Source organism: Psychrobacter sp. AT9 (genome assembly GCF_047272965.1).
Classification (GTDB): Bacteria; Pseudomonadota; Gammaproteobacteria; order Pseudomonadales; family Moraxellaceae; genus Psychrobacter; species Psychrobacter glaciei.
This window is the reverse complement of sequence record NZ_JBKOTW010000001.1, coordinates 1,076,472-1,101,359: the sequence shown is the minus strand read 5'-3', so window position 1 is coordinate 1,101,359 and position 24,888 is coordinate 1,076,472. Positions and strand designations below refer to the sequence as shown.

Genomic DNA, 24,888 nt, shown 5'->3' with positions numbered 1-24,888 from the left:
ACCACTATATGAATGAAAGACATAGGGCGTAACTCTTATAATCTGGCTTTATCTATATAAACATTGACGAGTATCATGTTGACTCTTATCGATGATAATAAAAGGTCATTATTGAATAATAGGTAGATTTTTATGGCGTTAATAGTACAGAAGTATGGCGGCACCTCGATGGGCAGTATCGACCGCATCAAAAACGTCGCGAAACGAGTCAAACGCTGGCATGACAATGGTCATCAAGTGGTTGTCGTGGTCTCTGCCATGAGCGGCGAAACCAACCGTTTGATTGATCTGGCCCGCCAAATTAGCTCTCAGCCTGACCCTCGTGAATACGATCAAATGGTCTCAACGGGTGAGCAGGTTTCTATCTCACTGCTGGCCATGGCAATTAAAGAGCTTGGTATTGGCGCCCGTTCATTTACTGGTCGTCAAGTGCCGATCAAAACTGATAGCTCGCACAACAAAGCGCGTATCGAAAGTATCGACGACAAAAACATACGCGAACAGCTAGATGCTGGCAATATCGTCATTGTGGCAGGCTTTCAAGGTATCGACGACGAAGGCAATGCAACCACACTAGGGCGTGGCGGCTCTGATACGACAGGCGTTGCGATTGCAGCGGCTTTGGGTGCTGATGAGTGTCAGATTTATACCGACGTCGATGGCGTCTATACCACTGATCCACGCGTTACCTCAAAAGCCAAAAAGCTTGAAAAAATCACCTTTGAAGAAATGCTTGAGATGGCCAGTCTTGGTTCTAAAATTCTACAGATTCGTTCGGTAGAATTCGCTGGTAAGTACGGCGTGCCACTGCGTGTACTCTCTAGCTTTGATGAAAATACTGACGGCAGCTTTGACCAAGAGTTTCAAGACAACGTGGGCACCCTAATTACGATAGACGAAGGAGACAATATGGAACAGGCAATCATCTCAGGTATCGCGTTCAATAGAGACGAAGCAAAAATCTTAGTACGCGGCGTGCCTGACCACCCTGGCATCGCTTCTGCTATCTTAAGCCCAATTGGTCGTGCCAATATCGAAATCGATATGATCGTCCAAAACCTTTCGGATAATGGTACCACCGACTTTACCTTCACGGTTAATCGCACTGACTTAGACAAGACGCTAAAAGTGCTTAATGAAGAAGTCAAAAATGAGATTGGTGCAAAAGAGATATCAGGTAACAGCGAAGTTGTTAAAGTCTCATTGGTTGGCGTTGGCATGCGCTCACACGCAGGTGTTGCCAGCCTAATGTTCCAAACCTTAGCCGAAAACAACATCAATATTCAAATGATATCGACCAGCGAAATCAAAGTGTCTGTGCTGATTCAAGACCAACACTTGGAAAAAGCCGTTAAGTCATTACACACCGCATTTGGCCTTGATCGTGAAGACGGTGAAAGCAAAATCGCTGGACTATAAATGCTATAACGAGCATGTGCCAGAGTTAATAGTTATCAATTAAAAAGCTATTGATTACTTTTAGTAAAATTTAATTAAATAGGGTCTTATTAGATCCTATTTTTATTTTTTATTATTGCTCTGGTTCGTATATAGCTAATAGTTTTGTGAAAACCCGTGACAGTATCTGTTATGCCCCCTATAATGGGGCTTTCATTTGGGCTAAATGAATCTACCTATCATTACCGCTATTCGCCTAACTTTAGACATAGTAGCTTGTAAGTTAAATACAAGAGATGTCTAGTGCGATGGTAATGTCCTGCAATTGAGATGTAATCTGATGAGTAATAATCTGTTGATGCGACATAAGGAGTGTGACGCATGTTAATTTTGACACGCCGCGTGGGCGAAACGTTAATGATTGGCGACGAGGTCAGTGTGACTGTCTTGGGCGTTAAAGGCAATCAGGTGCGTATCGGTGTTAATGCACCAAAAGACATTGCCGTACACCGCGAAGAAATTTATCAACGTATTCAGCATGAGCGTTCTGTACAGTCGCAAATGCAGCATCTTGAGCAAGGCAGTTTTGCGCCTTCATTTGATGACGAAGACTATTTCAATCGCTAAGCTATAACAGTTAACGCTTAATCAATAATTATTATTGAATATATATAAGCATTATATTTTTATAAGCAGTGTACACAAATACTGTATTTTTTAATCTGCTCTGAGGTCATTTATTTATGAGTATCCGCCAATCAGATGTATCGGCTCTACTTAATGGTTTGAATAAAAAAGCCATTGGATTCAATGATGTCATCAGTTTTATTGATGATTTTTATCGCTATGCGCCCGCTCCTTTCGTTAATGGTATGGTGCATAATGCAGCGGGTGAAAATGAAGGTAGTGCGAAGATTTTTGGTTTTGCTAAGCACCATGGTCTGAATCAGTTGGACACGCTAAAGCTATTCGGCGAGCACTATGCCAAGGTTCAAGCGACGCCTAACGGTACTGACCACGCCAATATTCGCAACTTTTTACATTGGGGTTGGCAAGGGTTTTTGATGCAAAAAAATCCATTGACCGTTCGCCCTAGTGTTGATACTACTGCACTTTAATTATTTTTGAGCATGCAAAAAAGCCACGCTATTATATAGCGTGGCTTTTTTATTGAGCGACTACTGCTGTGATTAGCGATACTCTTGCTTATTTATCATTATCACAAAGCTTATTTATCAAGAAATTTAACCGGCTGGATAGCACCTTTAGGATTGGGCATATTGGGATAATGATGCTCATGCTCCACATCACATTCAGCACCGACGATGGAGCCATTGTCTTTTACGGGTTTATGAATATAACCGGTACGCTCGGCAGCAGGTAGGTGCTCATGTTCCCAAACCATCACTGCTTGCATACAGGTGTCGCGCTGCTCAGCCGTTAATTTGCGACCATCCGGCCATTTGCCAAGCTCAATAGCCATACGAAATTTATCGACCATGTCAGGCGTTAGTGTTGCTAATATTGTTTGCTTGTCCATCTTACTCTCCGCTACTATTTTTTATACGACAACTGCTTTTATTCATCATCCATAATATCATCATCGATATCAAGACTGAATTCTTCGGCATGGACATTCCAGTGTAATTTGGTACGGCAGGCTTCATAAAAATCAAACCCTGGTGGATGCAGTAGCGTCAGCTTATCAGGGTGCTTACGAATATAAAGCCGCTGCTCTTGATCGAGTGGTATGCTGGGTTTGCCATCTGCACTGACCATTGGTTGCGTGCGATTGTCCTCATGGATACGAATACAAACTTCGCTATTACCACTGACCACAATTGGACGGCTGGATAAGGTATGCGGATGCATGGGCACTAAACATATCGCATCCATACTCGGATGGATAATAGGCCCACCACCAGAGAGTGCATAGGCTGTCGAGCCGGTAGGCGTCGCAACAATCAAGCCATCGCTGTGTTGCCTATAGACATCATGACCATCAATTTTCAATTGAAAATCAATCATATGTACCGACTTACCCGCATGCAATACGATGTCATTGAGCGCCATATCTTCATGGATGATGTTGCGCCCTTCTCGTATCTCCATCGTCAGTAGAAACCGATGATCCAACTGATAATCACCCATCAATACCTGACGCAATTTAAAAGCAGCTTCGTCAGGTTTGACATCGGCCAAAAATCCAAGACGACCACGGTTGACACCCAACACAGGTACGCGATAACGTGCCAGTGCTTCAGCAGCATGCAATATGGAACCATCACCACCGACGACGATGACCAAATCACAAATCTCACCAATCAAGCTACGCTTAACGATTTTGACTTTTTCAATCTCAGTGAGATCCAAGGTTGGTAGATGGGCGGTTTGCATGTCCATTATCAAGGTGAGATTCATCTCATTGATCGTTTGGGCAATCTGCACCAGACTTTGGGTGACGCTGCGCTTGCCTGCGCGCCCCATTAGCCCAATACGCCGAAACGCAGGGTTTTTGATGGCGTGGAACAGCTCTGATTCATGTAAGTGTGGCAATCTTTCGGACTGCGCGGAGTTTTCCATAAAACGACTCGGAATAACGGTAAAGTACAGAGTAATGATAGCGATAAATGAGCGCTTAAACTAGCATGTTTTATCAATTATCGTTGTTAACTGTCGTAATCGACCCCATATATCTACCATTGCACGCCCCTTTATAGCGTGTTTACAGCGCTACTGAGCATCAATGCCTATCAAACACAAATAAGTCATACCGTAGCTGCATCAGGCCTCGACAGCCGTCACGCAAACACAGTTGACAATAACCGAGCTTTTGCTAAAGTAGCAGTAATTTATATCATTTTTAATTAAGGACATATGTATGGCCAATCCTATTGTCAGTCGCGCAGAGCTTGCGATCGGCGGTCAGCCGATGACCGTCAAAGGTGTCATCCAAAAGACCAGCTTGTTGCTTGGTTTATCTGCTATCACTGGTATCGGCTTTTTCTTTTATGCGCTGATGGCAGGTCTATCACAAAGCTTTATTACCATGGCGGCCTTTGGTAGTATGTTTGCCGCTTTTGGTCTCGCGATTTTTATCACTTTTAAACCGCAAAAGGCCAAAACCTTTGCCGTCCCTTATGCACTTTTAGAAGGTATCTTCTTAGGCGGCATCTCGCTGTTCTTTATGAGAATGTATCCAAGCGTGCCAGTGACGGCAATGTGTGCGACCTTTGTGACAGCAGCCGTTATGCTAGGGCTATATCGCTCTGGTCTCGTTAAGGTAACGCAGAAATTCCGCTCTATCGTCACCTCAGCGCTTATTGCCATCATGCTCGTCTATGTTGCGCAGTGGGTACTTTCTTTAGCGTTCGGTTCAAGCTTACCTTTCTTATTTGAAGGTGGCGTTATCGCTATTGGCTTCAGTTTGTTCGTGATTGTTATCGCTTCTTTTACGCTATTACTTGATTTTGATAACATTGATCGCGGCGTAGCAGCTGGTATTTCTGAAGACTACGAATGGTTATTTAGTATCGGTATTCTTGCGACGCTAGTATGGATGTATATCGAATTTATGCGTCTGCTCAGCTACCTACAAGACTAATGTAAAACCTATCTAATAATAATGACACCTAAAATAAAAAACCGTCTTTTGCTAAAGGCGGTTTTTTTATGGGTGAAACTAGGGTCTGTTGAACATTCAAATGTGGAACTGGCAGTGGCTATTTTTTAGACAATACGCAGTGAAATTTTTGACGCCTAGTCGTTCTAGGTTAGGCAATTTCGCCATGTATTGGCAAAAAATAGTCCTGCCCCTGCTTGTATACTTGGGGCTGATACTAAAATCAGCCCAAACGTTGTTGCAAACCTAGCTAAGGTCTCGACATTATCGTCGGTTTACGCATAGTTTAATGCGGTTTTAGCGATCAGCAGTCCTAATATTTGAATGTTCAACAGACCCTAAGCACGTTTTAGACGCAGTGCATTTAATACCACGAATAATGAACTCAATGACATTCCAATGGCGGCAAGCCAAGGTGGGACATAACCGAACGCGGCAGGCAATAATACGATACTGTTATAAGCTAATGCCCAGCGGAAGTTTTGTTTGATGATACTTTCCGTTTTATCCGCGATACGTTTGGCAGCTGTAATGGCTTCAATCTGTCCATTTAGAATGATACTGTCACTCGACACCTGCGCCAAATCTGCCGCGCCAGCAATCGAAGTCGACACATCTGCTGCTGCCAATACGGGTGCATCATTGATACCATCACCAACCATCAGCACGACTGACCCTTGCGCTTGCAGCTGCTGGATATGATTGACCTTATCCGTTGGCGACAAACCATTATATGCCGACTGCATGCCCAAACTCTCCGCCATGACCAGCGCCTGTGGACTGGGGTCGCCCGTCAGCATCACAGACTCAATCCCTAAGTCTTTGAGCGTATCCAGCATTGAGCGGGCGTTATCACGCACTTTATCGCTAAAGTAAAAACACGCCAGTGCTTGCCATGTGCTTGAGGAGCTTGTTTGACAAGACAACACAACCGCTGAGCTGGCACGATGGCTCAACAAATCAATCGTTAAATTATTGTCTACATTTTCACCAGTGGCGCTTTTATCCAAAGCAAAATCCATATGACCAATACGATATAGAACGCCATCAATCATGGCTTCTACCCCGCCTGCTGGATAATGCTGCAAGGCTTGAGTGGGTGGCAAATGTAATTGATAAGCGGCAGTCAGTAGCGCATGAGCAATCGGATGGCGACTGCCTACTTCTAAGGCAGCAGCTATGCCTAAAAAACGGTCTTTTTGCAAAGGCAACGCGCTTGAATCAGCGTTTTCATTTTGGCTGACCGGTTTTGTTAGCTCAATGTTCAGTAAGTTTGGCTTGCCATAAGTCAATGTCCCCGTCTTATCAAAGGCAACATGAGTAATCTCTGCTAAAGTTTGCAGCGTATGACCACGCGTGGTCAAAAATCCATAGCTGGCCAATCGATTGGTAGAGACCGTCAGCGCAATCGGTGTGGCTAGTGACAGCGCGCAAGGACAAGTAGCAACCAATACCGCGACCGTTGCCCAAATGGCTTGACTTGGATCAACGATGTACCAACCGATAAATACCAATGCTGACAACACTAAAATCCGCGCCACAAACCAACGAGCCAGCTTATCCGCTTGCTGTGCCAGTTTGGGCTTTTCACTCATGGCACGGTTCATCAGCCGATCAATCAGCCCAATCTGACTGTCTTCTGGCAGTGCCGTGACCAGCATCTCAAACGGCTGACTGTCGTTTTGCGCGCCGCCGACGATATAGTCACCTTGAGACTTGATGATTAAATCACCCTCACCCGTCAGCAAACTTTGGGAGACGGTCGCAGTTGGACTAAGCAAAATACCATCGCTTATAATCTCAGACCCAGCCTCAACCATGATGATGTCACCCACTTGTAAGCTTTGGGCGGTCACCATTTGTTTTTGTTCTGCGCCATACGCTGGCTTTAATAAACCTGACTTTAATAAATCTGGTTGACGGCTGGTTTGTTGCCAGTCTTGAGCTATACGATTGGTTATTTGATAGACATTGGCGTCCATACTCTGCATAAAATTGGGCGTGTACTTCGTCGGAGCACTTGCCACAGCGCTGATTGGACTTTTAACACCTGTCTCATGAACTGCCTGATTAATAGCACTCGTATCTACTTTATTCAAAGCATTTTGCTGTAACTGCTGCAAAATGAGCGCAGCGTCTCCTTTATTTTCAGCGATTTTTTGTACTAAAACTGGCTCCACCACTACTAAGTCATTGGCCATCGTCGCCGCTTTCAGACGGGCATTATGCTCGATATAACGCCCTGCCAATAAGAAGAAAATAAACATGCTGACCGAATCATAATAGGTCTGACCGTTTCCAGTAATGGTGGCGTACAAACTGGCGAAAAATGTAACAATCAAGGCGATACTGACCGGTACATCCATATTGACTTGGCGCGCGCGAACTGCCGACCATGCAGACGTAAAGAACGGTATGCCCGCATAAAAGAACACGGGAATACTGACGAATAACGACACCCAACGCAAAAAATCGCGCTGTAATATCAACATCCCGCTGTATTCACCAAAATATAGTGCGACCGCATACATCATTGCTTGCATCGCGCCAAGAGCAGCAATTCCTAGACGTAGCAGCATCTTGTTATTGTGCTTAGCCAGCATTGCTTCATGGGTGTCTTGACGGTAAGGCTTGGCTTCGTAGCCAATTTCATTGATAACGGCTAGAATACGGCTGATAGGCAGCTTACTCTCGTCCCAAATGACGCGCATACGCTGATTGGTTAAATTGACCTGACACTTACTGATGCCATCAATCTCATAAAGACGCGATTCGATGAGCCACGTACAGGCAGCACAGCGTAAATTATTAACGGACAATTCCGCCACCGACAGACCATCTTGAGCATAAACGAACTGTGACTTTATCTCATCATGATCATAGGCTTCGAGGCGCGTCAGCTGGGTGGGAAGGCTTGCGGTACGATTGATTTCAGAGCGATCAAGATAATATTGCTCAAGCCCTGCCTCAACGATGCTTTGAGACGCCAATTGACAACCCATGCAGCACATCTCACGGGATTTACCCAATATATCGGCATAAAATGGCGGCTGCGGCACTGGATCGCCGCAGTGAAAACAATGCCCAGCAAGGGGCAGCACCAACCCTTCTGTGATAGAGTTGTCTTCATAATGATGGCTGGAGGTTGGCATTGGTGAGGGGGCACTAGACATAATCGCGCTTACTTCCTTTAGACAGGTTTGCTCGAACCCAATTCGCTTTGAGTAAACTTGCTATCATCAAACGTGCTTACTTTTACTTAAAACAGCTATTTTAAATAGGTTCGGCACTGCTAGCACAGAGGGAGAATCAACTGCTAATTCATACAAAAAACATCGTTAGAATAATCGTAAATTGTTATCTTATATGGCATCCACAGAGCAAATTAAAAGCTCGCTGTGTTTTCGTATAAACATAGCCGTCAACAGATCGATTATACTATAAGCCAGTGCTGTGAGTAATATAACCCCTCACAGTGTAATCCCAATGAATGCCTGCGTTGATGATGATAGATTGAAAAATTTGTCAATTTGCGTCATTATGAGGCAGTTTTTTATCCCTAAATGGTGCATCATCCGTGCAAAAATATAATTCTAAGCTACCAAACGCCAAGCTCTCTTCGCCATCTACGCCTTCTGTCAGCACGCTACCCTCTCAGCAGCGCGGCTTGGTGTTTAGTAGTATTTTATTAATTGTCATTATTGCTGGCATGGTGCTACTGGCGCTGTATTTGATCAAGCTTGATCGCACCATTACCCACAAGTTCGAAGGTAAGCGTTGGGATATTCCTGCCAAGGTATACTCGCAGCCGCTTGAGCTTTACCAAGGTGCCAATGTCGATAACAGCACGATTAAGACATGGCTTGAGCTGCTCAATTATCAAAGCAATAAGGCGTATGATCGCACTGGTACTTATCGTAAGTCCGGCAATACTTATTTTATTCATACCCGCGGTTTTACCTATAGCTCTAGCGATATAGACACTGAGCAAGTCATAAAAATGACGATTGCCGGTAATAAAATTGAGTCAATTCAAAGCACTTTACCAGCTAAGAGCGGCATTATTCGCCTTGAGCCGGTTAGTATCGGTGGCATTTACCCAGACAGCAATGAAGATCGTATGGTCGTCTCTTTAGATGAGGTGCCGCAGCCATTGATTGATGCGTTAATAGCCACGGAAGATCGCGGCTTTTATGAGCATAAAGGGGTGTCGATACGCGGTATCGCTCGTGCGGTCATCAATAACTTCTCTGGTGGCTCTAGACAAGGTGGTTCGACCATCACCCAGCAGCTAATTAAAAACTTCTATCTAAATTCAGATCGCACCCTAAAACGCAAAGCCAATGAAGCCTTGATGGCTGTGCTACTTGAGCTCCATTATAGCAAAGATGAAATTCTGCAAACGTATCTGAACGAAATTTACTTAGGACAAAACGGCAACCGCTCTATCAATGGTTTTGGTTTGGCAGCACAGTTTTATTTTAATCAACCGCTGAACGAGCTGCGTTTAGATCAGCAAGCCTTGCTCGTCGGTATGGCAAAAGGCCCAAGTGTCTATAATCCACGTCGCCATCCAAACGATTCAAAAGCACGTCGTAACATTGTTCTTAGCAACATGCTAGAGATGGGTACGCTCAGTCAAGCAGACTATGATAAAGCCATAGAAAGATCGCTGGGTATCGTTGATAAGCCTGTCGAAGGCAAAAGCCAGTTTCCTGATTTCCTTGATATCGTCAAACGTGAATTGAATACCGTCTATTATTCTGATGACCTGAAAAACGAAGGTCTGACGATTATTAGTACGCTCGATCCTATTGCCCAACTAGCTGCTGATAAAGCAGTCGATAAAAAACTGGGCGAGCTACGTCGTAGCAGCAGCAAGACCAAAGACTTACAAGGGGCTTTGGTCAGTGCGAATCCAGAGACTGGCGAGCTGGTCTCCGTAGTCGGTAGCGGCAGTGAATTTACCGGCTTTAACCGTGCTGTCGATGCCAAACGTCAAGTCGGTTCTTTGTTAAAGCCAATCATTTATATGACAGCGCTCGAAAGTGGTCGCTATAATTTGGCGAGTTCCGTCGATGATTCACCGATTACGGTCAATCTAAATGACGGTACGAAATGGAATCCAAAAAACTATGACAATCGCGATCATGGTTATGTCCCCTTTACCACCGCTCTGTCTCAGTCTTATAACCAAGCAGCGGTACGCTTAGGCATGGAATTTGGAATCAATACTTTTGCCAAGCAGCTACAGCGTATGGGTATTAAAGAGAAAATATCGCCCTATCCTTCTGCTTTGCTAGGTTCTGTCAATCTTAGCCCCATGGATATGCTTGGTATCTATCAAGTATTTGCTACGGGTGGCTTTCGGACACCTATTCACAGCATTCGTAGTGTCATTGATGATCGCGGTCGTATTTTACAGCGTACAGGGCTTAATACGCAGCGTAGCATTCCACCTGAGACTAACTTTTTGACCAATTACGCGCTACAGCAAGTGGTCGCCAGCGGAACGGCTAAACGAGCACAATCACTTGGTAGTAACCTAAATCTCGCGGGTAAAACAGGCACCACAAACGATTACCGCGATGCTTGGTTTGCTGGTTACAGTGGTAACTATGTCAGCGTGGTTTGGGTCGGTCGTGATGATAACAAACCAATTGGTCTGAGCGGCGGTACGGGTGCATTACCAGTCTGGGTCGACTATATGAGTCGCTTAAAGTTGACACCGGTATCGCTACCTGAGCCTGAAGGTATTGAATGGTTATGGCTTGAAAACAATTCTGGCAAGCTGTCAAATGAGCGCTGTGCTGATGCGCGCTATCTACCAGTGATGTCTGCACACCTACCAGAAGAAGCCAGCAGTTGCGCCATTGGATTGTATCAACAAGATAGCGTTCGAGAACAGAGTGAGCAAGGCGCTATCAATCAGCAACGCCGCCGCGAAGGCTTAGACATTCCAAATGGCGAAGCCGTTGATACCGACAACCAAAATGATAGTGATGCGCAGAACGGTGCTGACACTTGGTATGACCGTGCGGTTGAATGGTTCTAAAATTTTTTTTAAAACTTAAAAGAGGGTTCTAACATGGTGTCATCTATACAGCAGAGCGTATCCGTCAAGCAATACTTTATGCGCGCGGCTAAAAAAACCACGCTAGTGAACTCTGTCCTTGCTGTCAGTGCGCTCGTCAGCATGATGAGCTTGAGCGCCTGTCAGACGGTGCCTAATGCGACGAACACAACGCCTGTTCAAACGGTGCCCGCAACGCAAAATCCAAAAGCACCCTCATCGGTTACCAAGATAACGCCTGCGACTCAAGCACCAATCATTGATAGCAGGGGCTATGACAATGATAACGAAAATAAGAACAACTATCCTGTCGACCCTTATACGCCGTCCGAACCATCTTCAGCGACAAACCCATTGACGCAGCAGACCCCAGTATTTACAGAACCTAATACACTGCCTAGTCCCATAGTTACAACGCCCGACGCCGCGATTATTACGCCTTCTCCTGATGACTATATAATATCCGAACCCTCAGTGCCGTCACATAATGAACTGTTGGAGCGCGCGCGCCAAAATTCGCAGCAACGAAGTCAGCAAGTGGCCACTAATAACAGTGATTTGCCAGCATTTCGTAATCTCATGCAAACGGGAATCGGTCAGTTAAAATCAGGAAAATTGACCAGTGCTGAGAGTAGCTTTACCCGTGCCCAGCGACTTGCACCAAAATCCTCGGCAGTATACTTTTACTTGGCACAAGTTGCCCTCAAAAAGAACCAGCCGCGCAAGGCAGAAGCGATGGCGCGCCGTGGTCTTGCCGTCTCGCAAAATGCCAATCGTAGACGGGCACTCTGGCAAGTTATTTTGCAATCAGGACAAGCTCAAGGCAATTCACGCGTAGTCAGCGAAGCAAAGCGAGCATTGCGTTAGTTAGTTAGTTAGCATCTAAATGAGCAGGACTGCATTCGCAAGCGTTAAAAGTTCATGGCTGTTAAACACTTATAAAAGTTAAAAGAGCCAAGCAAGGTATGCAAACTGTTAACTTTAAGTAGGCTGCTCATTCACTATTTACTCCAAGCTGGGATTTATCCAGAACACCCATTCATTTTTACTCTAGATTAAGGTTATCGTTATGGCATGGCAACAACTGCACTTACAATGTGAAAAAGCAAACGTCGATCTCGCCGAGGCATTGTTACTAGAAGCAGGTGCATTATCAATCGCCTTAGACGACGCAGGGGATCAACCTCTATTTGAACCATTACCTGGCGAATCACCCTTATGGGATGAAGTCATTCTGACAGGATTGTTCGATGCCACAACAGACATTGGGAGTCGTCATGCGGTTGAACAGTTAAGTCACGAAATTGGCGCACAGGTACACGCCAGTCGCATTTGGCTAAGTGCGGTAGATGATAAAGACTGGGAACGCGAATGGATGAGCAATTACCATCCTATACCATGTGCCAACAATTTATGGATTGTGCCTAACTGGATAACGCCGCCTAATCCTGAGGCGACCAATATCATTATGGACCCTGGTTTGGCTTTTGGTACTGGTTATCATGCCACCACTCGTCTCTGTCTCGACTGGTTAACAGAGCAAGATCTGACCGATAAAATCGTGATTGATTATGGTTGCGGCTCAGGTATTTTGGGCATTGGGGCGTTGTTGTTGGGGGCACGTCACGTTTATGCTGTCGATATCGACCCACAAGCTGTGCTGGCGACCAACCAAAATGCCGTACGCAATCATGTCGATGATCGCTTGCAAGCATTTTTGCCAGAGGAGTTTACTGATTACTGGAAACAAAACGACGTTAAACCTGTAGAAGTGATGGTCGCCAATATTTTAGCCAAGCCACTGATTGGCTTAGCACCTTATTTTGTCACCTTAATGGCACCAAAAAGTCGTATCGTGTTAGCTGGCTTAATCGAGTCACAAACTGAAGAAGTGACTGCTGCTTATCAGCCTTACTTTGCGCTCGATCCGAAGCACGCTTTTACAGCGCAAGAAGACCAACATTGGCAGCGTTTGTCTGGTACATTTACAGGCTAGCAACATGTAATTACATCTGTTACGATAGAGCGGCAGTCAAATGTTATGTGTTTGACGCCACTCTGTCCTTATCTATCACTCATATATGTATCAAACATTTAACGATGAGTGTTTACTGTGGAAGCCTGAGCGTTGCAGGCAACTATTGGTGAGTGGCTACGCGGTATTGATAACCATACTTTTTTGGATTCGACCCTATGACCACGCCAATAAAAACTCAGTGCCCTCATTGCCAAGCTTGCTTCAAGTTAAAACAAACGCAGTTAAATAAAGTGAATGCAGCCGTCTGCTGCGATCAGTGTCAGCAGAGTTTTTTGGTCAATAGACATCTTATCGTCACCACCGATACGCCACCAAATCCTACAGATAGCACGACAACTAATCCTAATAATAAAAGCAATGCCAAACCATCCAGTAACAAGCAATCTTCAACAGTATTCTCTAATACTTTAATTCATGACGGCTTAATTTATGACGATATGGATATTGAAGAGTCAGATGAAAACAATTTGGAGTATGACTCGTTAGCCAGTATGGATGCTTGGCTAAGTAAAGCAGATAACAGCAGTCATAGCACCTCGATAACCAGTAAGCAGCACAATAATCTTGATAAAAATGACGAATCAGCAGCTCAGGTTGCGCTTAGTTCAGCCGAAGCTAATAATATTCATGCAAATATTGATGATACGACTGATAACGCATGGCTTGAAGATTTGCTCAAAGAGCAAAGCAAAAATGATAATACCATCCAAGAGGATACGGACTTATCACAGCTATTGCTCAGCATGGGTGTGCCCTTCAAAGACGAAGACCGAACACATGAAGAGCGGGTCAAAAAAATGGAGGCACAAGCAAAATTCACTCCGACACCAGCGCGACGTTCGATTGCCTCGTTATTGTGGACATTAGGCTGCTTGGTCTTGGTACTACTGCTTTTCGCCCAGTACGTTATTTTTAATTTGGAAACCTTGGTAAAAAATCCTGCTCATGCGGAACGACTACAAACCCTCTGTACGATCGCTGCTTGCAGCCTACCTAGTGCCGACTTGGCTGCCTTGACAGTCACTGAACTCAGTCACAAACCCAGCCAAATTAAAACAACGGGTACTTTTAGTGAAGTAAGTGCGACGCTAAACAACCAAAGCGTACAAGCACAGCTCTACCCTAGTGTTAAGGTCAGCGTTTACGGTGCAAATGCCCTCCTCGGAGAGTTTATTGCAGCGCCAGATGATTATTTATTGAGCACCCAAAGCCAAATAGCCGCTGACAGTCGCAGACAGTTACTGTTTACGATACCCGTTGCCAATGCTCAAATTCGTGAAGTCAGTGTCAGTCCCGTTTATTAAGCAAAACTTTAATAAATAGGACTTCATAAGATGATTTTAGATTAAATGATCTTAGTGATGACATTAGTTTCATGGTATCACCACTAAGATAACGTCTAATCTGTCAGTGCTAGCCGATATTAATTTGTTATAATATTCCTCTAACCCCTATAGTTTGACTCTTTCTAATCCCAAGGACATTATCTTATGGCACCTCATGCACAGCATAATGCCAATCGGTTTGCCCAAAGCTCTGAGCATCTTGCCGATTATAATGACGACAACTATCAGCATTCAATTCACAATTTAGAGCCTTCAGATAACCGTATGAGCCATATCCAGACTCATGAACCTTTACGTGTGAATGTAGAACGCGTGGTACGTCAGTATTTTGTGATGTTGGGTGATGAGATACCTACCGACTTGTATGAGCTCATCCTAAAACAAATCGAAGAGCCACTACTGTCTGTCGTTCTTGAACAAACGCGAGGCAATCAGACCAAATGCGCGCAAATTTTAGGTCTCAATCGTGGTACGTTACGCAAAAAACTCAAAACTTATAACTTGATGTAGCCTCAGCTATATGAGCTTATCGATCGTCATTAACCCTCATTATGTATGGCAATGTATCGTTCATGACCTTATCCATAGTGATAACGTCTACAGCGAATGCCATTATCACCTTGCCAGACGTTTACGTCAGGCTTTTTTTATGGAAAGTTCTTATGAGTACAGCCCCACTTGCCCTACTGTCGGTCTCCGATAAGTCTAACATCGTTGAATTTGCTCAAGGCCTCATTAAAGCAGGTTTTGCTTTGCTATCGACTGGCGGCACTTATCGACTACTGACAGAGCATAACGTTGCGGTGACCGAAGTATCAGATTACACCGGTTTTCCTGAAATGATGGATGGCCGTGTTAAGACGCTGCATCCTAAAATTCATGGCGGTATTCTAGGGCGCCGTGGCACTGATGATGCTGTTATGAGCGATCATCAAATTGATCGTATTGATCTAGTCGTGGTAAACCTTTACCCATTCGCAGAAACCATCGCTCGTGCTGATGTAACGATGAACGATGCGATCGAAAATATCGATATCGGTGGTCCTACAATGGTACGTTCTGCTGCCAAAAACCATGCTCACGTTGGTATTATTACTGACCCAGTAGATTATGATCGCGTGCTTACTGCTTTGGGTGATGGCACTAAACTGACCGCTGCCTTACGCTACGACTTAGCGGTGAAAGCCTTTGAACATACTGCACAATACGACGGTATGATTGCCAACTTCTTAGGTAGCCGAGTCAATGAGACTCAAGAGCCAGAGAACTTTTCACGTACCTTTAACGTGCAGCTAGAAAAAGCCCAAGACCTGCGATATGGCGAAAACCCACATCAAAACGCGGCTTTTTATACCGAAAACCATCCACTCAAAAGTCAGCAAGCCTCTATTGCCACGGCGAAGCAATTACAAGGTAAAGCACTGTCTTATAACAACATCGCCGATACTGATGCGGCGCTTGAGTGTGTCAAAGCGTTCAGCGCCTCTGCCTGTGTCATCGTTAAGCACGCCAATCCTTGCGGTGTCGCGGTCAATACCGACCAAGTAGCGGCTTATAACACTGCTTTTAGCACGGATCCTGAATCTTCTTTTGGTGGCATCATTGCCTTTAACCGCCCATTGACCGTTGCTGCTGCAAAAGCGATTATTGACAATCAGTTTGTAGAAGTGATTATTGCACCTAGTATCGAAGATGGTGTGCTTGAGGCGACTGCTGCTAAGAAAAACGTGCGTGTATTGGTATGTGGCGAGCTACCAACGCCTGAGCAGCGCGAAAGCCAGCTCGACTATAAGCGTGTTAACGGTGGGCTGCTCGTACAAGAGCAAGATCTGGGTTTGATTACTGCCAACGACCTAAGAATCGTCACGGATGTGCAACCAACGGAAGCGCAGATTGCGGATTTACTATTCAGCTGGAACGTCGCAAAATACGTCAAATCTAATGCCATCGTTTATGCTAAAGGTCAACGCACTATTGGTGTTGGCGCTGGTCAAATGAGCCGTGTCAACTCAGCACGTATTGCCGCTATCAAAGCTGAACATGCTGGCTTGGCCACAGAAGGGGCTGTTATGGCCTCAGATGCCTTCTTCCCGTTCCGTGATGGCATTGATAATGCTGCTGAAGTAGGTATCTCAGCGATTATCCAGCCGGGCGGCTCTATGCGTGATGACGAAACCATTGCTGCGGCGAATGAGCATGGTATCGCAATGGTATTTACAGGTATGCGCCATTTCCGCCATTAAACTGTGTCTTATCACTTTGAAAACTGGCATTAATAGCCGTATTGAATTGTATATCGCTGTTAATGCTACATTCTTATGATAAAAGCAATATCCATTAAAAAAGCCACTATTTATAGTGGCTTTTTTATACGTCAAATTTAATAAAAGTATTTAGAAAAAACGATTTAGCAATTAGGTCATATGTCCCTTAATACTCTTATTTCAACACCTTTATCTCTAGCGCCCTTGCGCATTGGCCATATTAGTCTCATTGATCTCGACTTTATACACTAGACGTAGATACTCTAGGTAATCTTGTAGCTGATCTTGACCCAAGTTATCACGGATAATGGAGGCAGTTTGCGCGCGTTGCATATCAGACAGTGGTGACTGTTGCTCGGTCTTGATACGATCACCGACCAATAACGTCGCACCCATCTCTGTTTCGCTCGCAATCGCAACGACACCATTATTGGCCGCTTGCTGACTAAACGCCAAACCTCGCTCTTTTTCTGTCAATCGTGTGGTTTGACGGTTTATTTCACCTAAGGCTTGAAAACTGACTGGTTGTTTAGCAATATCTGCCGTTGTTTTAATGCCAGTCGCCAGTTTCTTAGCATCTTTTAATGCCAATGCCGTGGCTTTTTGCTGACGTAATATCTGTGTGATTCGTGGCGTAGCCACTGCTAAAGCAAGTGTTTTAGTAGGACGATAATTGCTTGGCTGTACCCATACCGTGCCATTACCAACTTCAATACCGGCGGTAACCGCTTGGTCTTGAATCGTAAACTCATCAAAGGCTTGCTTAATAACTGCTGGTTGCGACAATACTGACTGATTATTTTCTTTACGATAATCCTTGAGACGTTTTAGCGTTACATTCTCTTGTTGAGCAATATCTTCGATACTAAAACCATCTGCTGCCAAGTCGTTAATCGCAGTCACTTTATCGGCATACATCTCCTGACGCTTATACTCTTTTGCTTTAGCGGTCAGCTCATCACGCATACTCTCTAAGCTTGGGATCTTCTTGCCATTGTCTTCAGTGACCGTAAATATCTGATAACCAAAGCTGGTCTTAACTGGTGCGCTCACATCGCCGACACTCAGCCCTTCCAGAGCTTTCTCAACTGCTGCTGCGTCATTACCAAACACAGAAGGGTTAAAGCGGCCGATATCGCCACCCGTCTCTCCTGATGGGTCATCTGACTGTGTTTTAGCAAGCTTGCCAAAAGCCTCGCCTTTGTCCAAACGGGCTTTTACTTTGTCTGCGCGAGCTTTTGCATCTTTACCTGTTAATAAAATTTGACTGATTTTGCGCTCATCGACTACAGCCAGCTGCTGCTTATAGGCTTCATATTGCTGCTGCAAATCTTTTGTTGTGACATCAGTCACTGGAACGGTCTGAGGACTCAATTGCAGATAAGCCAAGTCTACCATTGCCGCGCTTTTTAGCGTGTCTTTATTGGCATCATAGTAAGCTTGTATATCGTTTTTGCTCAGCTTCACTTGCTCTTGGTAATCCTGCCAATTAAAGCGATGCAACCAAATATTGCGCGACTCTAGCTGCAGATCGATCAACTGACTGACCGCTTGCATCGGATACACTGCCGTACCAACGATACTGGCATTGAGCTGATCGAGACTTAACTGGTTACGAAATTCTGTAAATAGCTGGTCTTTGGTCATGCCGCGCTGACGCAAAAAGTTTGAAAACTGGTCATTTGAAAAGTTACCATCAGCATCCTGAAAAACTTCTTCTTGACGCAGCAGACGATTGATCGTGTCATCAGACACCGTCATACCAAGCTTACCAGCCTGTTGCTCTAACAACGTCCGATCGATCAAACCCTTTAGCACCTGCTCATGCAGCACATCTTCATTTAATAAGCTGGCATCATCAATTTGCTCTAATGTCTCAGTACGCCGGTTATTGACAGCAGTCTGATACTCTGATAATCCGACACTTGCCTCACCTACCTGTGCAATTTGGTTGGGATCAACGCCACCACCAAAGTAGCTTTCGACACCCAAGAGAGCGAGCGGCGATAGGCATAAAATCAATAAAATGCGACCTGGCCAGCTTTTTAAGAAATCGCGCAATTTATCCATAGTTATCTCTGCTTTATTAACCTATATTGATGAAAAACCATTGTAATACTATTATTAATATCAATGCTATCTAAGCCGGCAATGGTAAGAAGAAGAACATGTGCATTTTATAGAGGAATATAGGGCTAAGTGAAAAAGCCTTACTCAAACAACACATCTATCGCGCGCCCTATGATACGTGATTTTTACAGTAGACTCAAAATATTCACGTGGTACGATACAAACTATGGCTACAAAAAAAGCACCTAATATTTAGGTGCTTTTTTGCTGCTTTGCCTAGCGCTTAGAATGTGCACTAAACTATCAGCGACCATCTATTATTTTACTGCCAACAAACGCTGTTTTTATTCGTCTTGCGAGTCATTACGCAGCGCTTGTCTATAATAGAGTAACTTAAAGATAACGGCTTAGTTTAAGCGCTCTTTTAAGTTTTTACCGGCTTTGAAGCTTGGTACTTTGCTTGCTGGGATGCTAAGTTCTTCACCAGTCTTAGGGTTACGGCCAGTGCGGGCTTTACGATCTTTTACGCTAAAAGTACCAAAGCCAACTAGTGAGATGCTATCGCCAGCTTCTAAAGCTTCGCCAACACTTTCCATAACAGCATTCAAGGCATCACCAGCTTGAGTCTTATTTAGACCACTTTTGTCTGCGATGCTATCAATCAATTCTGACTTATTCATAAAATTTCCTTCAAGTTTAAGGGGGGTAATAAACGCTCACGCCAAGCATTGTAACGCTCTCATAGCACTTACGCAATAAAAACTACCTGACTGGCGTATTAACAGGTTTCGCTTTGTTATCGTCTTTATATCAAGGCAGCATAAGGAGCGCAAGCGATTTTACATATTTTTGTGCCATGTACTACGTATTTGACACCCAATGTTACGCAAAACATCTGCAACGTCTATACAAGCCAACTACTTTAGCTCAAAACACCCTCTGCATGTCTCTTTAGGCTTTGAAAACCTTGGTCAGTTGGTGTCTGTGCATTGCCAGTCATAAATAGTGGTGTCTTTATCGACTGCTAAATTGTACTGTAATAATTTTGCTACTGACAGAAACTAGCGTTACTTTTTATTATAAAGGCGTTACTATAAGCAAAATATCACTGCAAATTTTTAGTAAAAATCAACTTGAGTTGATTCGATAACTTTAATTTTAATTTGCTAAATAAAAAACGGATTATTTACATGAAGCGTTCTACGTTGTCTCACTCTTTTCTTAATATTATTCTGGTGTTCATTGAGTCGGCTCTGACACTACTGTTACGTTTAGATCCCGAGCTACGTAAAGCCGCTTATCCGCTTGCCAAGCAAGGCACCGTCGTCGCACTTCGCTTGTACTTACCACATGTAGAAATTTTTGCTACCTTTAGTACCAAAGGCGTGCTATTAGATGCTCAGCTACCTATCGGCCGTAGTGAGCCGGATGTGGTTATCAATGCTTACAGTATCCAAGTCATCAATGCGATCACCACTCACGATAGCGAAACAACCGAAAAATTACAAATGCGCGGTGAGTCAGTACAAGTGCAATTGGTTAAGCAATTTATCATGCAGCTCGGTCTCGGTAACTTGATTCATGGTCTTATCAGAAAGATAAAAGGCGGCAAAGGTAAGTCTAAGCCTACTGACGCGGAAATGGCCGAAAAGAAGGAAAACTACAAGCTCCGTATCAAAGAACAACAAACACAAATCAGTACATTGACGACTAAAAACCGTGAGCTCGAAACCACGGTAAAAGAATTGCAGAGCAAACAGAAGACATTAATGACTGTGACTATTATGGCGCTTGTCATTATGATTGGCTCAGTCATAGCACTATTGATGAACTAGTTTTTGTTAATGATGGTGATGTTTATTGATAAACATACTTATTCATAAATAATAGTGCATCTGTTAGGCGATTACTTTAATGACCATTAAGCGTTTGATAGCTTTAATAAGCTACCAAACGCTTTTTTATCACTTTAATTCACTCATTATAAATTCGAAACAAATCTAAAATGGATACAGATATTTTACGATATACGCTCTAAAGCCCTTCTACGCCGCATCTCAACCACCATTGTTTTTATCAATCATAGTAATCAATTGGATTAACCATTCAACCACACTTTAATCTTGACTAAATTACTCGGGATTAAGTATAATTACTCTATCGTTGCACACATCGGGTTCACCATCTGTTGTTTAATAGCGATAAGACACACTTAGTTGATAGATAATTAACAGAGGCAAAAGTTTGCTTTTACCAAAACTACTTTACTAAGATCGTTGTTAAATACACTTATAACTGAGAAGTTGGGAGATAACATATGCGTTTGACTACTCGAGGCAGATATGCCGTTACTGCGTTATTAGATCTGGCGTTACAGACTAGCCAACAAGAGACAGCGGTATCGCTATCCGATATTGCTAAGCGGCAATCCATATCTATCTCTTATCTCGAACAGTTATTTTCTAAGCTTCGTAAACGTGGCTTAGTCACGAGCATCCGCGGTGCAGCAGGTGGCTATCACTTGGCCAAGCCATTGCACGAAATTGATGTGATGAGCATTATCTCCGCTGTCGATGAATCTGTGAATGCGATGCAGTGCGAAGGACGCGGTGATTGCCAAGGTGGTACAATGTGCTTAACCCATGATTTATGGTGTGCATTGTCCAATCATATCGAACAGTACTTGAAAAATATAACATTAGCGCAATTATTAGACATGGAAAACGTGCAGTCAGTCTCAGACCGTCAGCAGACCGTTACCAAAGATATTTCAATAAAAGACATCAATACTATTACCCTATCGACCAGCGAGGCAAACCCAGCATGAGCCAACATAACAACCTTATATACTTAGATTATGCCGCCACCACCCCAGTTGCTAAGTCAGTTGCAGCTAAGATGAGCGAATATCTGACGGTAGATGGCATCTTTGGTAATCCTGCCTCGCGCTCGCATGGCTACGGCTGGCAAGCAGAAGAAGCAGTAGAAACAGCGCGTCAACAAGTGGCAGAAGTCATCAGCGCTGATCCACGCGAAATCGTCTTTACTTCTGGTGCGACTGAGTCTGACAACCTAGCAATTAAAGGTGCCGCACACTTCTATCAGTCTCGCGGTAAACATATCATTACCAGTAAAATCGAACACAAAGCCGTATTAGATACTTGCCGCGAGCTTGAGCAAGAAGGCTTCGAGATTACGTATCTTGAGCCGCAGCCAAGTACTGGTCTTATTTTTCCAGAACAAGTCAAAGAAGCGCTACGCGATGATACGATTTTAGTATCACTGATGATGGTAAACAACGAGCTTGGTACGATTACTGATGTAGCCGCTATTGGCGAAATCACTCGTGAAGCTGGTGTTATATTTCATGTTGATGGTGCACAATCTGTTGGTAAAGTTCTTATCGACACTCAAGAGATGAAAATCGACTTAATGAGTTTTTCAGGTCATAAAGCATATGGTCCTAAAGGCATCGGTGCCTTGTTTGTTAGTCGTAAGCCACGTGTTCGCCTAAAAGCAGAGCAACATGGCGGTGGTCACGAGCGTGGAATGCGTTCAGGTACACTACCGACGCACCAAATCGTTGGTCTTGGCGCGGCATTTGCCTTAGCCAATGATAGCTACAAAGAAGACAATGCCCATGCAGCCAAACTGCGCCAAAAACTGTGGGATGGTCTACAAGATATCGAAGAGATCTACCTAAACGGTGATTTAGAGCATAGCGTTCCTAACATTGTGAACATCAGCTTTAACTTCGTCGAAGGTGAATCACTAATGATGTCCCTTAAAGACTTGGCTGTATCATCAGGCTCAGCTTGTACGTCAGCGACACTTGAGCCGTCATATGTACTACGTGCTATCGGTCGTCCAGACGAATTGGCACACAGCTCTATTCGCTTTAGCTTCGGTCGCTACACCACGGAAGAAAACGTCGATACGATTATTAAGCAAATGCACGAAGCCGTTGATAAACTACGTGCCCTATCACCACTTTGGGACATGTACCAAGAAGGTGTTGATTTAGATTCAGTCGAATGGGCTGAGCACTAAATTTAAGTATATATAGCGATATAAACATCAAATAGATTTATTAAACGATTGATCAGACAGTTATAAATACCATTTTTATTAACTAAATGTTTGACCCCAATTATCGATGAGTGGGTAGTGTTTCAACTTTTAGAAGCCACTGCTCATCATCTAACTAGGAGAAAACCCCATGGCCTATAGTGACCAAGTTATTGATCATTACGAAAACCCACGCAACGTCGGCAATCTTGACAAAAATGCCAAAAACGTTGGTACTGGTATGGTTGGTGCCCCAGCTTGTGGCGATGTGATGCGTCTACAAATCCAAGTCGATGATAACGGTATCATCGAAGATGCACGCTTCAAAACTTACGGCTGTGGTTCAGCAATTGCCTCAAGCTCGCTCGTTACTGAGTGGCTAAAAGGTAAGAGCTTGGATCAAGCTGGTGAAATTAAGAACAGTCACATTGCTGAAGAATTGGCATTACCACCAGTAAAAGTGCATTGCTCTGTACTTGCAGAAGATGCTATCAAAGCTGCTATTAGCGACTATAAAGATAAGCACGGCGCAGCAGCAGTAACCGAAGAAGCTGTTATCTAAGGCTAAATCTACTGGCCTATGCGCTGCGTAGAATTAGCAGTGCTAAGTAGCAACACGTTAAACAGCTACTGATGCTAAAAAGGTGACAATGACACTTATGTAATTGTCACCTTTTATTTTCTAATAGCCGCTAGGGCGTGTCATTAATTGGATTGTGAGTCTTAAAATGAGAAAAATTGTAGATAAATAAGGAAGAAATTGCCGTTAATATGAACATATTGACAAGATTTCTGACGATGTTTAGCAAAATTTAGCCATTTTAAGGCCACTAAATGTATTAATGTGCTAATTGATGACACGCCCCATCATATTATTTTGGCAAACTTGTGATTCCAGTTGCCAGTCTATACAGATTTTTTATTGATACTTATAATTAATAGTCAATGGGAGTTGGCATGATTGAAATGACAGAACGCGCCGCTCAGCATGTTCGGGATTTTTTGGACAATCGCGGTAAAGGTGAAGGCATTCGAGTGGGTATCCGCACAGCGGGTTGCTCAGGTTTGGCTTACGTTTTAGAGTTCGTAGATACCCCTGACGAAAATGATACGCGTTATGAAAGCCGTGACGTCAGTATTTTTATTGATCCCAAAAGCTTGGTCTATTTAGATGGTTTATTGATGGACTATGAAAAAGAAGGATTGAACGAAGGCTTTAAGTTCACTAACCCCAACCAAAAAGGCGAATGTGGTTGTGGTGAGTCATTTACCGTTTAGTGATTCAATGGCTTAAGGTTGCTGACTTTGCTCTTAAGCGATGATAAAAGAATGCTGCCACAATTAAGTCAGTGTGGTCGACCAAATAACAAACCTATTCTGATATTGACAACACTTTAAAAATAAATAGAAAAAGCAAGGCGTATGATATGACAGATATTACTCAAGAAGCACAGTTTGATAACTTTTTTGCCCTATTTGAGCAGCCTGTACAATTTGAAGTCAATCAAAGTAGTCTCGATCAACATCTACGTCTGCTACAAAAACGTTATCACCCTGACAATGTCGCCAAGAACTTGGCAGACGCCGCACAAGCGCAACAGCAGTCTGAGCAAGCCTCAGCATTGATTAACCAAGCTTATCAAGCGTTGAGTGCGCCTGATAGCCGTGCGAGCTATATGTTAGATATGGCAGGACAAGCACAGAATTTAGAACACTCAATCGCAGATTTAGACTTTTTAGAAGATGCGATGCAGATGCGTATCGAATTAGATGAAGCGATTGAAGACAAAGATCGCCCAACCTTACAGCAATTACATCCGCAGATTACCGAACGTTTGACGAAACAGTCTAAGCGTTTTAGTGACGCGTACCAAAGCAAGGACTGGCAAACGGCGATTGATGCGACGCAAAAACTGAAATTCTTGGTCAAGTTAAATGCTGACGTGACGACAGGGCTTGATGAGGTTGCGACGTCTGAACATTCAGATGATGATGATTTATACGTTTAG

General features: G+C 43.9%; 20 protein-coding genes and 1 pseudogene. 16 read left to right on the top strand and 5 right to left on the bottom strand.

The genetic code is table 11. The features are described 5' to 3' along the window. The first annotated feature begins 132 nt into the window (after positions 1 to 132). The 3 genes and pseudogenes from ACMFL8_RS04835 (at position 133) to ACMFL8_RS04825 (ending at position 2,516) form a co-directional block, all read left to right on the top strand. Positions 133 to 1,419 carry an aspartate kinase gene (locus tag ACMFL8_RS04835; protein WP_210540794.1) on the top strand — a complete coding sequence of 429 codons (1,287 nt, stop codon included), beginning with the start codon at positions 133 to 135 and terminating at the stop codon, positions 1,417 to 1,419. A 360-nt stretch (positions 1,420 to 1,779) separates the two neighbouring features. Continuing rightward, positions 1,780 to 1,947, top strand: a pseudogene (gene csrA, locus ACMFL8_RS04830) (carbon storage regulator CsrA); the annotation flags it as partial. Between the two features lie 194 nt (positions 1,948 to 2,141). After that, positions 2,142 to 2,516 (top strand): HopJ type III effector protein, encoded by a 375-nt coding sequence (locus ACMFL8_RS04825; RefSeq protein ID WP_010199421.1) that lies wholly within the window; start codon positions 2,142 to 2,144, stop codon positions 2,514 to 2,516. 110 nt (positions 2,517 to 2,626) lie between these two features. Here the strand turns inward: ACMFL8_RS04825 and ACMFL8_RS04820 are convergent, their stop codons facing one another. Both ACMFL8_RS04820 and ACMFL8_RS04815 read right to left on the bottom strand, forming a co-directional pair. Further along, complete coding sequence (locus tag ACMFL8_RS04820) at positions 2,627 to 2,938, bottom strand: YeaC family protein (RefSeq protein ID WP_010199419.1); 312 nt, start codon at positions 2,936 to 2,938, stop codon at positions 2,627 to 2,629. Positions 2,939 to 2,976: 38 nt separating this feature from the next. Next, complete coding sequence (locus ACMFL8_RS04815; RefSeq protein ID WP_010199415.1) at positions 2,977 to 3,981, bottom strand: NAD(+) kinase; 1,005 nt, start codon at positions 3,979 to 3,981, stop codon at positions 2,977 to 2,979. Between the two features lie 298 nt (positions 3,982 to 4,279). On the opposite strand from ACMFL8_RS04815, the gene ACMFL8_RS04810 reads away from it, so the two are divergent. Continuing rightward, positions 4,280 to 5,002, top strand: a complete 723-nt coding sequence (locus ACMFL8_RS04810) for a Bax inhibitor-1/YccA family membrane protein (RefSeq protein ID WP_010199412.1) — start codon at positions 4,280 to 4,282, stop codon at positions 5,000 to 5,002. Between the two features lie 356 nt (positions 5,003 to 5,358). Here the strand turns inward: ACMFL8_RS04810 and ACMFL8_RS04805 are convergent, their stop codons facing one another. Further along, positions 5,359 to 8,193 carry a heavy metal translocating P-type ATPase gene (locus ACMFL8_RS04805; RefSeq protein WP_413190249.1) on the bottom strand — a complete coding sequence of 945 codons (2,835 nt, stop codon included), beginning with the start codon at positions 8,191 to 8,193 and terminating at the stop codon, positions 5,359 to 5,361. A gap of 404 nt (positions 8,194 to 8,597) precedes the next feature. Between ACMFL8_RS04805 and mrcB the strand changes: the two genes are divergently transcribed. From mrcB to purH, 6 genes are all read left to right on the top strand, one after another. Then, positions 8,598 to 11,075, top strand: coding sequence for a penicillin-binding protein 1B (gene mrcB / locus ACMFL8_RS04800; RefSeq protein WP_413190248.1), 2,478 nt, complete (start codon positions 8,598 to 8,600; stop codon positions 11,073 to 11,075). 33 nt (positions 11,076 to 11,108) lie between these two features. Further along, complete coding sequence (locus ACMFL8_RS04795; RefSeq protein WP_413190247.1) at positions 11,109 to 11,960, top strand: tetratricopeptide repeat protein; 852 nt, start codon at positions 11,109 to 11,111, stop codon at positions 11,958 to 11,960. 202 nt (positions 11,961 to 12,162) lie between these two features. Continuing rightward, a complete protein-coding gene (gene prmA / locus ACMFL8_RS04790) occupies positions 12,163 to 13,089 on the top strand; it encodes a 50S ribosomal protein L11 methyltransferase (RefSeq protein WP_010199392.1) in 927 nt (308 codons plus the stop codon). A 197-nt stretch (positions 13,090 to 13,286) separates the two neighbouring features. After that, positions 13,287 to 14,435 (top strand): DUF3426 domain-containing protein, encoded by a 1,149-nt coding sequence (locus tag ACMFL8_RS04785; protein ID WP_413190246.1) that lies wholly within the window; start codon positions 13,287 to 13,289, stop codon positions 14,433 to 14,435. A gap of 306 nt (positions 14,436 to 14,741) precedes the next feature. Beyond that, a complete protein-coding gene (locus ACMFL8_RS04780) occupies positions 14,742 to 14,987 on the top strand; it encodes a helix-turn-helix domain-containing protein (RefSeq protein WP_189585244.1) in 246 nt (81 codons plus the stop codon). Between the two features lie 152 nt (positions 14,988 to 15,139). Further along, positions 15,140 to 16,720, top strand: coding sequence for a bifunctional phosphoribosylaminoimidazolecarboxamide formyltransferase/IMP cyclohydrolase (gene purH, locus ACMFL8_RS04775; protein WP_413190245.1), 1,581 nt, complete (start codon positions 15,140 to 15,142; stop codon positions 16,718 to 16,720). A gap of 216 nt (positions 16,721 to 16,936) precedes the next feature. On the opposite strand, the gene ACMFL8_RS04770 is transcribed toward purH, so the two are convergent. After that, on the bottom strand, positions 16,937 to 18,811 hold the full coding sequence (locus ACMFL8_RS04770; protein WP_413190244.1) for a SurA N-terminal domain-containing protein: 1,875 nt from the start codon (positions 18,809 to 18,811) through the stop codon (positions 16,937 to 16,939). Between the two features lie 407 nt (positions 18,812 to 19,218). After that, positions 19,219 to 19,491, bottom strand: a complete 273-nt coding sequence (locus ACMFL8_RS04765) for an HU family DNA-binding protein (protein WP_045445077.1) — start codon at positions 19,489 to 19,491, stop codon at positions 19,219 to 19,221. Between the two features lie 510 nt (positions 19,492 to 20,001). On the opposite strand from ACMFL8_RS04765, the gene ACMFL8_RS04760 reads away from it, so the two are divergent. From ACMFL8_RS04760 to hscB, 6 genes are all read left to right on the top strand, one after another. Continuing rightward, entirely contained in the window at positions 20,002 to 20,646 is a 645-nt protein-coding gene (locus ACMFL8_RS04760) for a hypothetical protein (RefSeq protein ID WP_413190243.1), read from the top strand. A gap of 482 nt (positions 20,647 to 21,128) precedes the next feature. Next, positions 21,129 to 21,638 (top strand): Rrf2 family transcriptional regulator, encoded by a 510-nt coding sequence (locus tag ACMFL8_RS04755; protein ID WP_010199379.1) that lies wholly within the window; start codon positions 21,129 to 21,131, stop codon positions 21,636 to 21,638. Continuing rightward, on the top strand, positions 21,635 to 22,861 hold the full coding sequence (locus ACMFL8_RS04750) for an IscS subfamily cysteine desulfurase (RefSeq protein WP_413190242.1): 1,227 nt from the start codon (positions 21,635 to 21,637) through the stop codon (positions 22,859 to 22,861). The genes ACMFL8_RS04755 and ACMFL8_RS04750 overlap by 4 nt, the downstream gene beginning before the upstream one ends. 169 nt (positions 22,862 to 23,030) lie before the next feature. Then, a complete protein-coding gene (gene iscU / locus ACMFL8_RS04745) occupies positions 23,031 to 23,441 on the top strand; it encodes a Fe-S cluster assembly scaffold IscU (protein WP_010199375.1) in 411 nt (136 codons plus the stop codon). A 395-nt stretch (positions 23,442 to 23,836) separates the two neighbouring features. Then, a complete protein-coding gene (gene iscA / locus ACMFL8_RS04740; RefSeq protein ID WP_025653020.1) occupies positions 23,837 to 24,157 on the top strand; it encodes an iron-sulfur cluster assembly protein IscA in 321 nt (106 codons plus the stop codon). 149 nt (positions 24,158 to 24,306) lie between these two features. Further along, positions 24,307 to 24,888: a Fe-S protein assembly co-chaperone HscB gene (gene hscB / locus ACMFL8_RS04735; RefSeq protein ID WP_189584326.1), complete on the top strand. Its 582-nt coding sequence runs from the start codon at positions 24,307 to 24,309 to the stop codon at positions 24,886 to 24,888.

Excerpts from the sequence above, each read along its gene's own strand:
- prmA (WP_010199392.1), top strand. The coding sequence starts at position 12,163 with ATGGCATGGCAACAACTGCACTTACAATGTGAAAAAGCAAACGTCGAT.
- purH (WP_413190245.1), top strand. The coding sequence starts at position 15,140 with ATGAGTACAGCCCCACTTGCCCTACTGTCGGTCTCCGATAAGTCTAAC.
- ACMFL8_RS04785 (WP_413190246.1), top strand. The coding sequence starts at position 13,287 with ATGACCACGCCAATAAAAACTCAGTGCCCTCATTGCCAAGCTTGCTTC.
- ACMFL8_RS04795 (WP_413190247.1), top strand. The coding sequence starts at position 11,109 with ATGGTGTCATCTATACAGCAGAGCGTATCCGTCAAGCAATACTTTATG.
- ACMFL8_RS04765 (WP_045445077.1), bottom strand. The coding sequence starts at position 19,491 with ATGAATAAGTCAGAATTGATTGATAGCATCGCAGACAAAAGTGGTCTA.
- ACMFL8_RS04760 (WP_413190243.1), top strand. The coding sequence starts at position 20,002 with ATGAAGCGTTCTACGTTGTCTCACTCTTTTCTTAATATTATTCTGGTG.
- ACMFL8_RS04825 (WP_010199421.1), top strand. The coding sequence starts at position 2,142 with ATGAGTATCCGCCAATCAGATGTATCGGCTCTACTTAATGGTTTGAAT.
- ACMFL8_RS04805 (WP_413190249.1), bottom strand. The coding sequence starts at position 8,193 with ATGTCTAGTGCCCCCTCACCAATGCCAACCTCCAGCCATCATTATGAA.
- ACMFL8_RS04780 (WP_189585244.1), top strand. The coding sequence starts at position 14,742 with ATGAGCCATATCCAGACTCATGAACCTTTACGTGTGAATGTAGAACGC.
- ACMFL8_RS04750 (WP_413190242.1), top strand. The coding sequence starts at position 21,635 with ATGAGCCAACATAACAACCTTATATACTTAGATTATGCCGCCACCACC.
- ACMFL8_RS04820 (WP_010199419.1), bottom strand. The coding sequence starts at position 2,938 with ATGGACAAGCAAACAATATTAGCAACACTAACGCCTGACATGGTCGAT.
- ACMFL8_RS04755 (WP_010199379.1), top strand. The coding sequence starts at position 21,129 with ATGCGTTTGACTACTCGAGGCAGATATGCCGTTACTGCGTTATTAGAT.
- ACMFL8_RS04770 (WP_413190244.1), bottom strand. The coding sequence starts at position 18,811 with ATGGATAAATTGCGCGATTTCTTAAAAAGCTGGCCAGGTCGCATTTTA.
- iscU (WP_010199375.1), top strand. The coding sequence starts at position 23,031 with ATGGCCTATAGTGACCAAGTTATTGATCATTACGAAAACCCACGCAAC.
- hscB (WP_189584326.1), top strand. The coding sequence starts at position 24,307 with ATGACAGATATTACTCAAGAAGCACAGTTTGATAACTTTTTTGCCCTA.
- ACMFL8_RS04815 (WP_010199415.1), bottom strand. The coding sequence starts at position 3,981 with ATGGAAAACTCCGCGCAGTCCGAAAGATTGCCACACTTACATGAATCA.
- ACMFL8_RS04810 (WP_010199412.1), top strand. The coding sequence starts at position 4,280 with ATGGCCAATCCTATTGTCAGTCGCGCAGAGCTTGCGATCGGCGGTCAG.
- iscA (WP_025653020.1), top strand. The coding sequence starts at position 23,837 with ATGATTGAAATGACAGAACGCGCCGCTCAGCATGTTCGGGATTTTTTG.
- ACMFL8_RS04835 (WP_210540794.1), top strand. The coding sequence starts at position 133 with ATGGCGTTAATAGTACAGAAGTATGGCGGCACCTCGATGGGCAGTATC.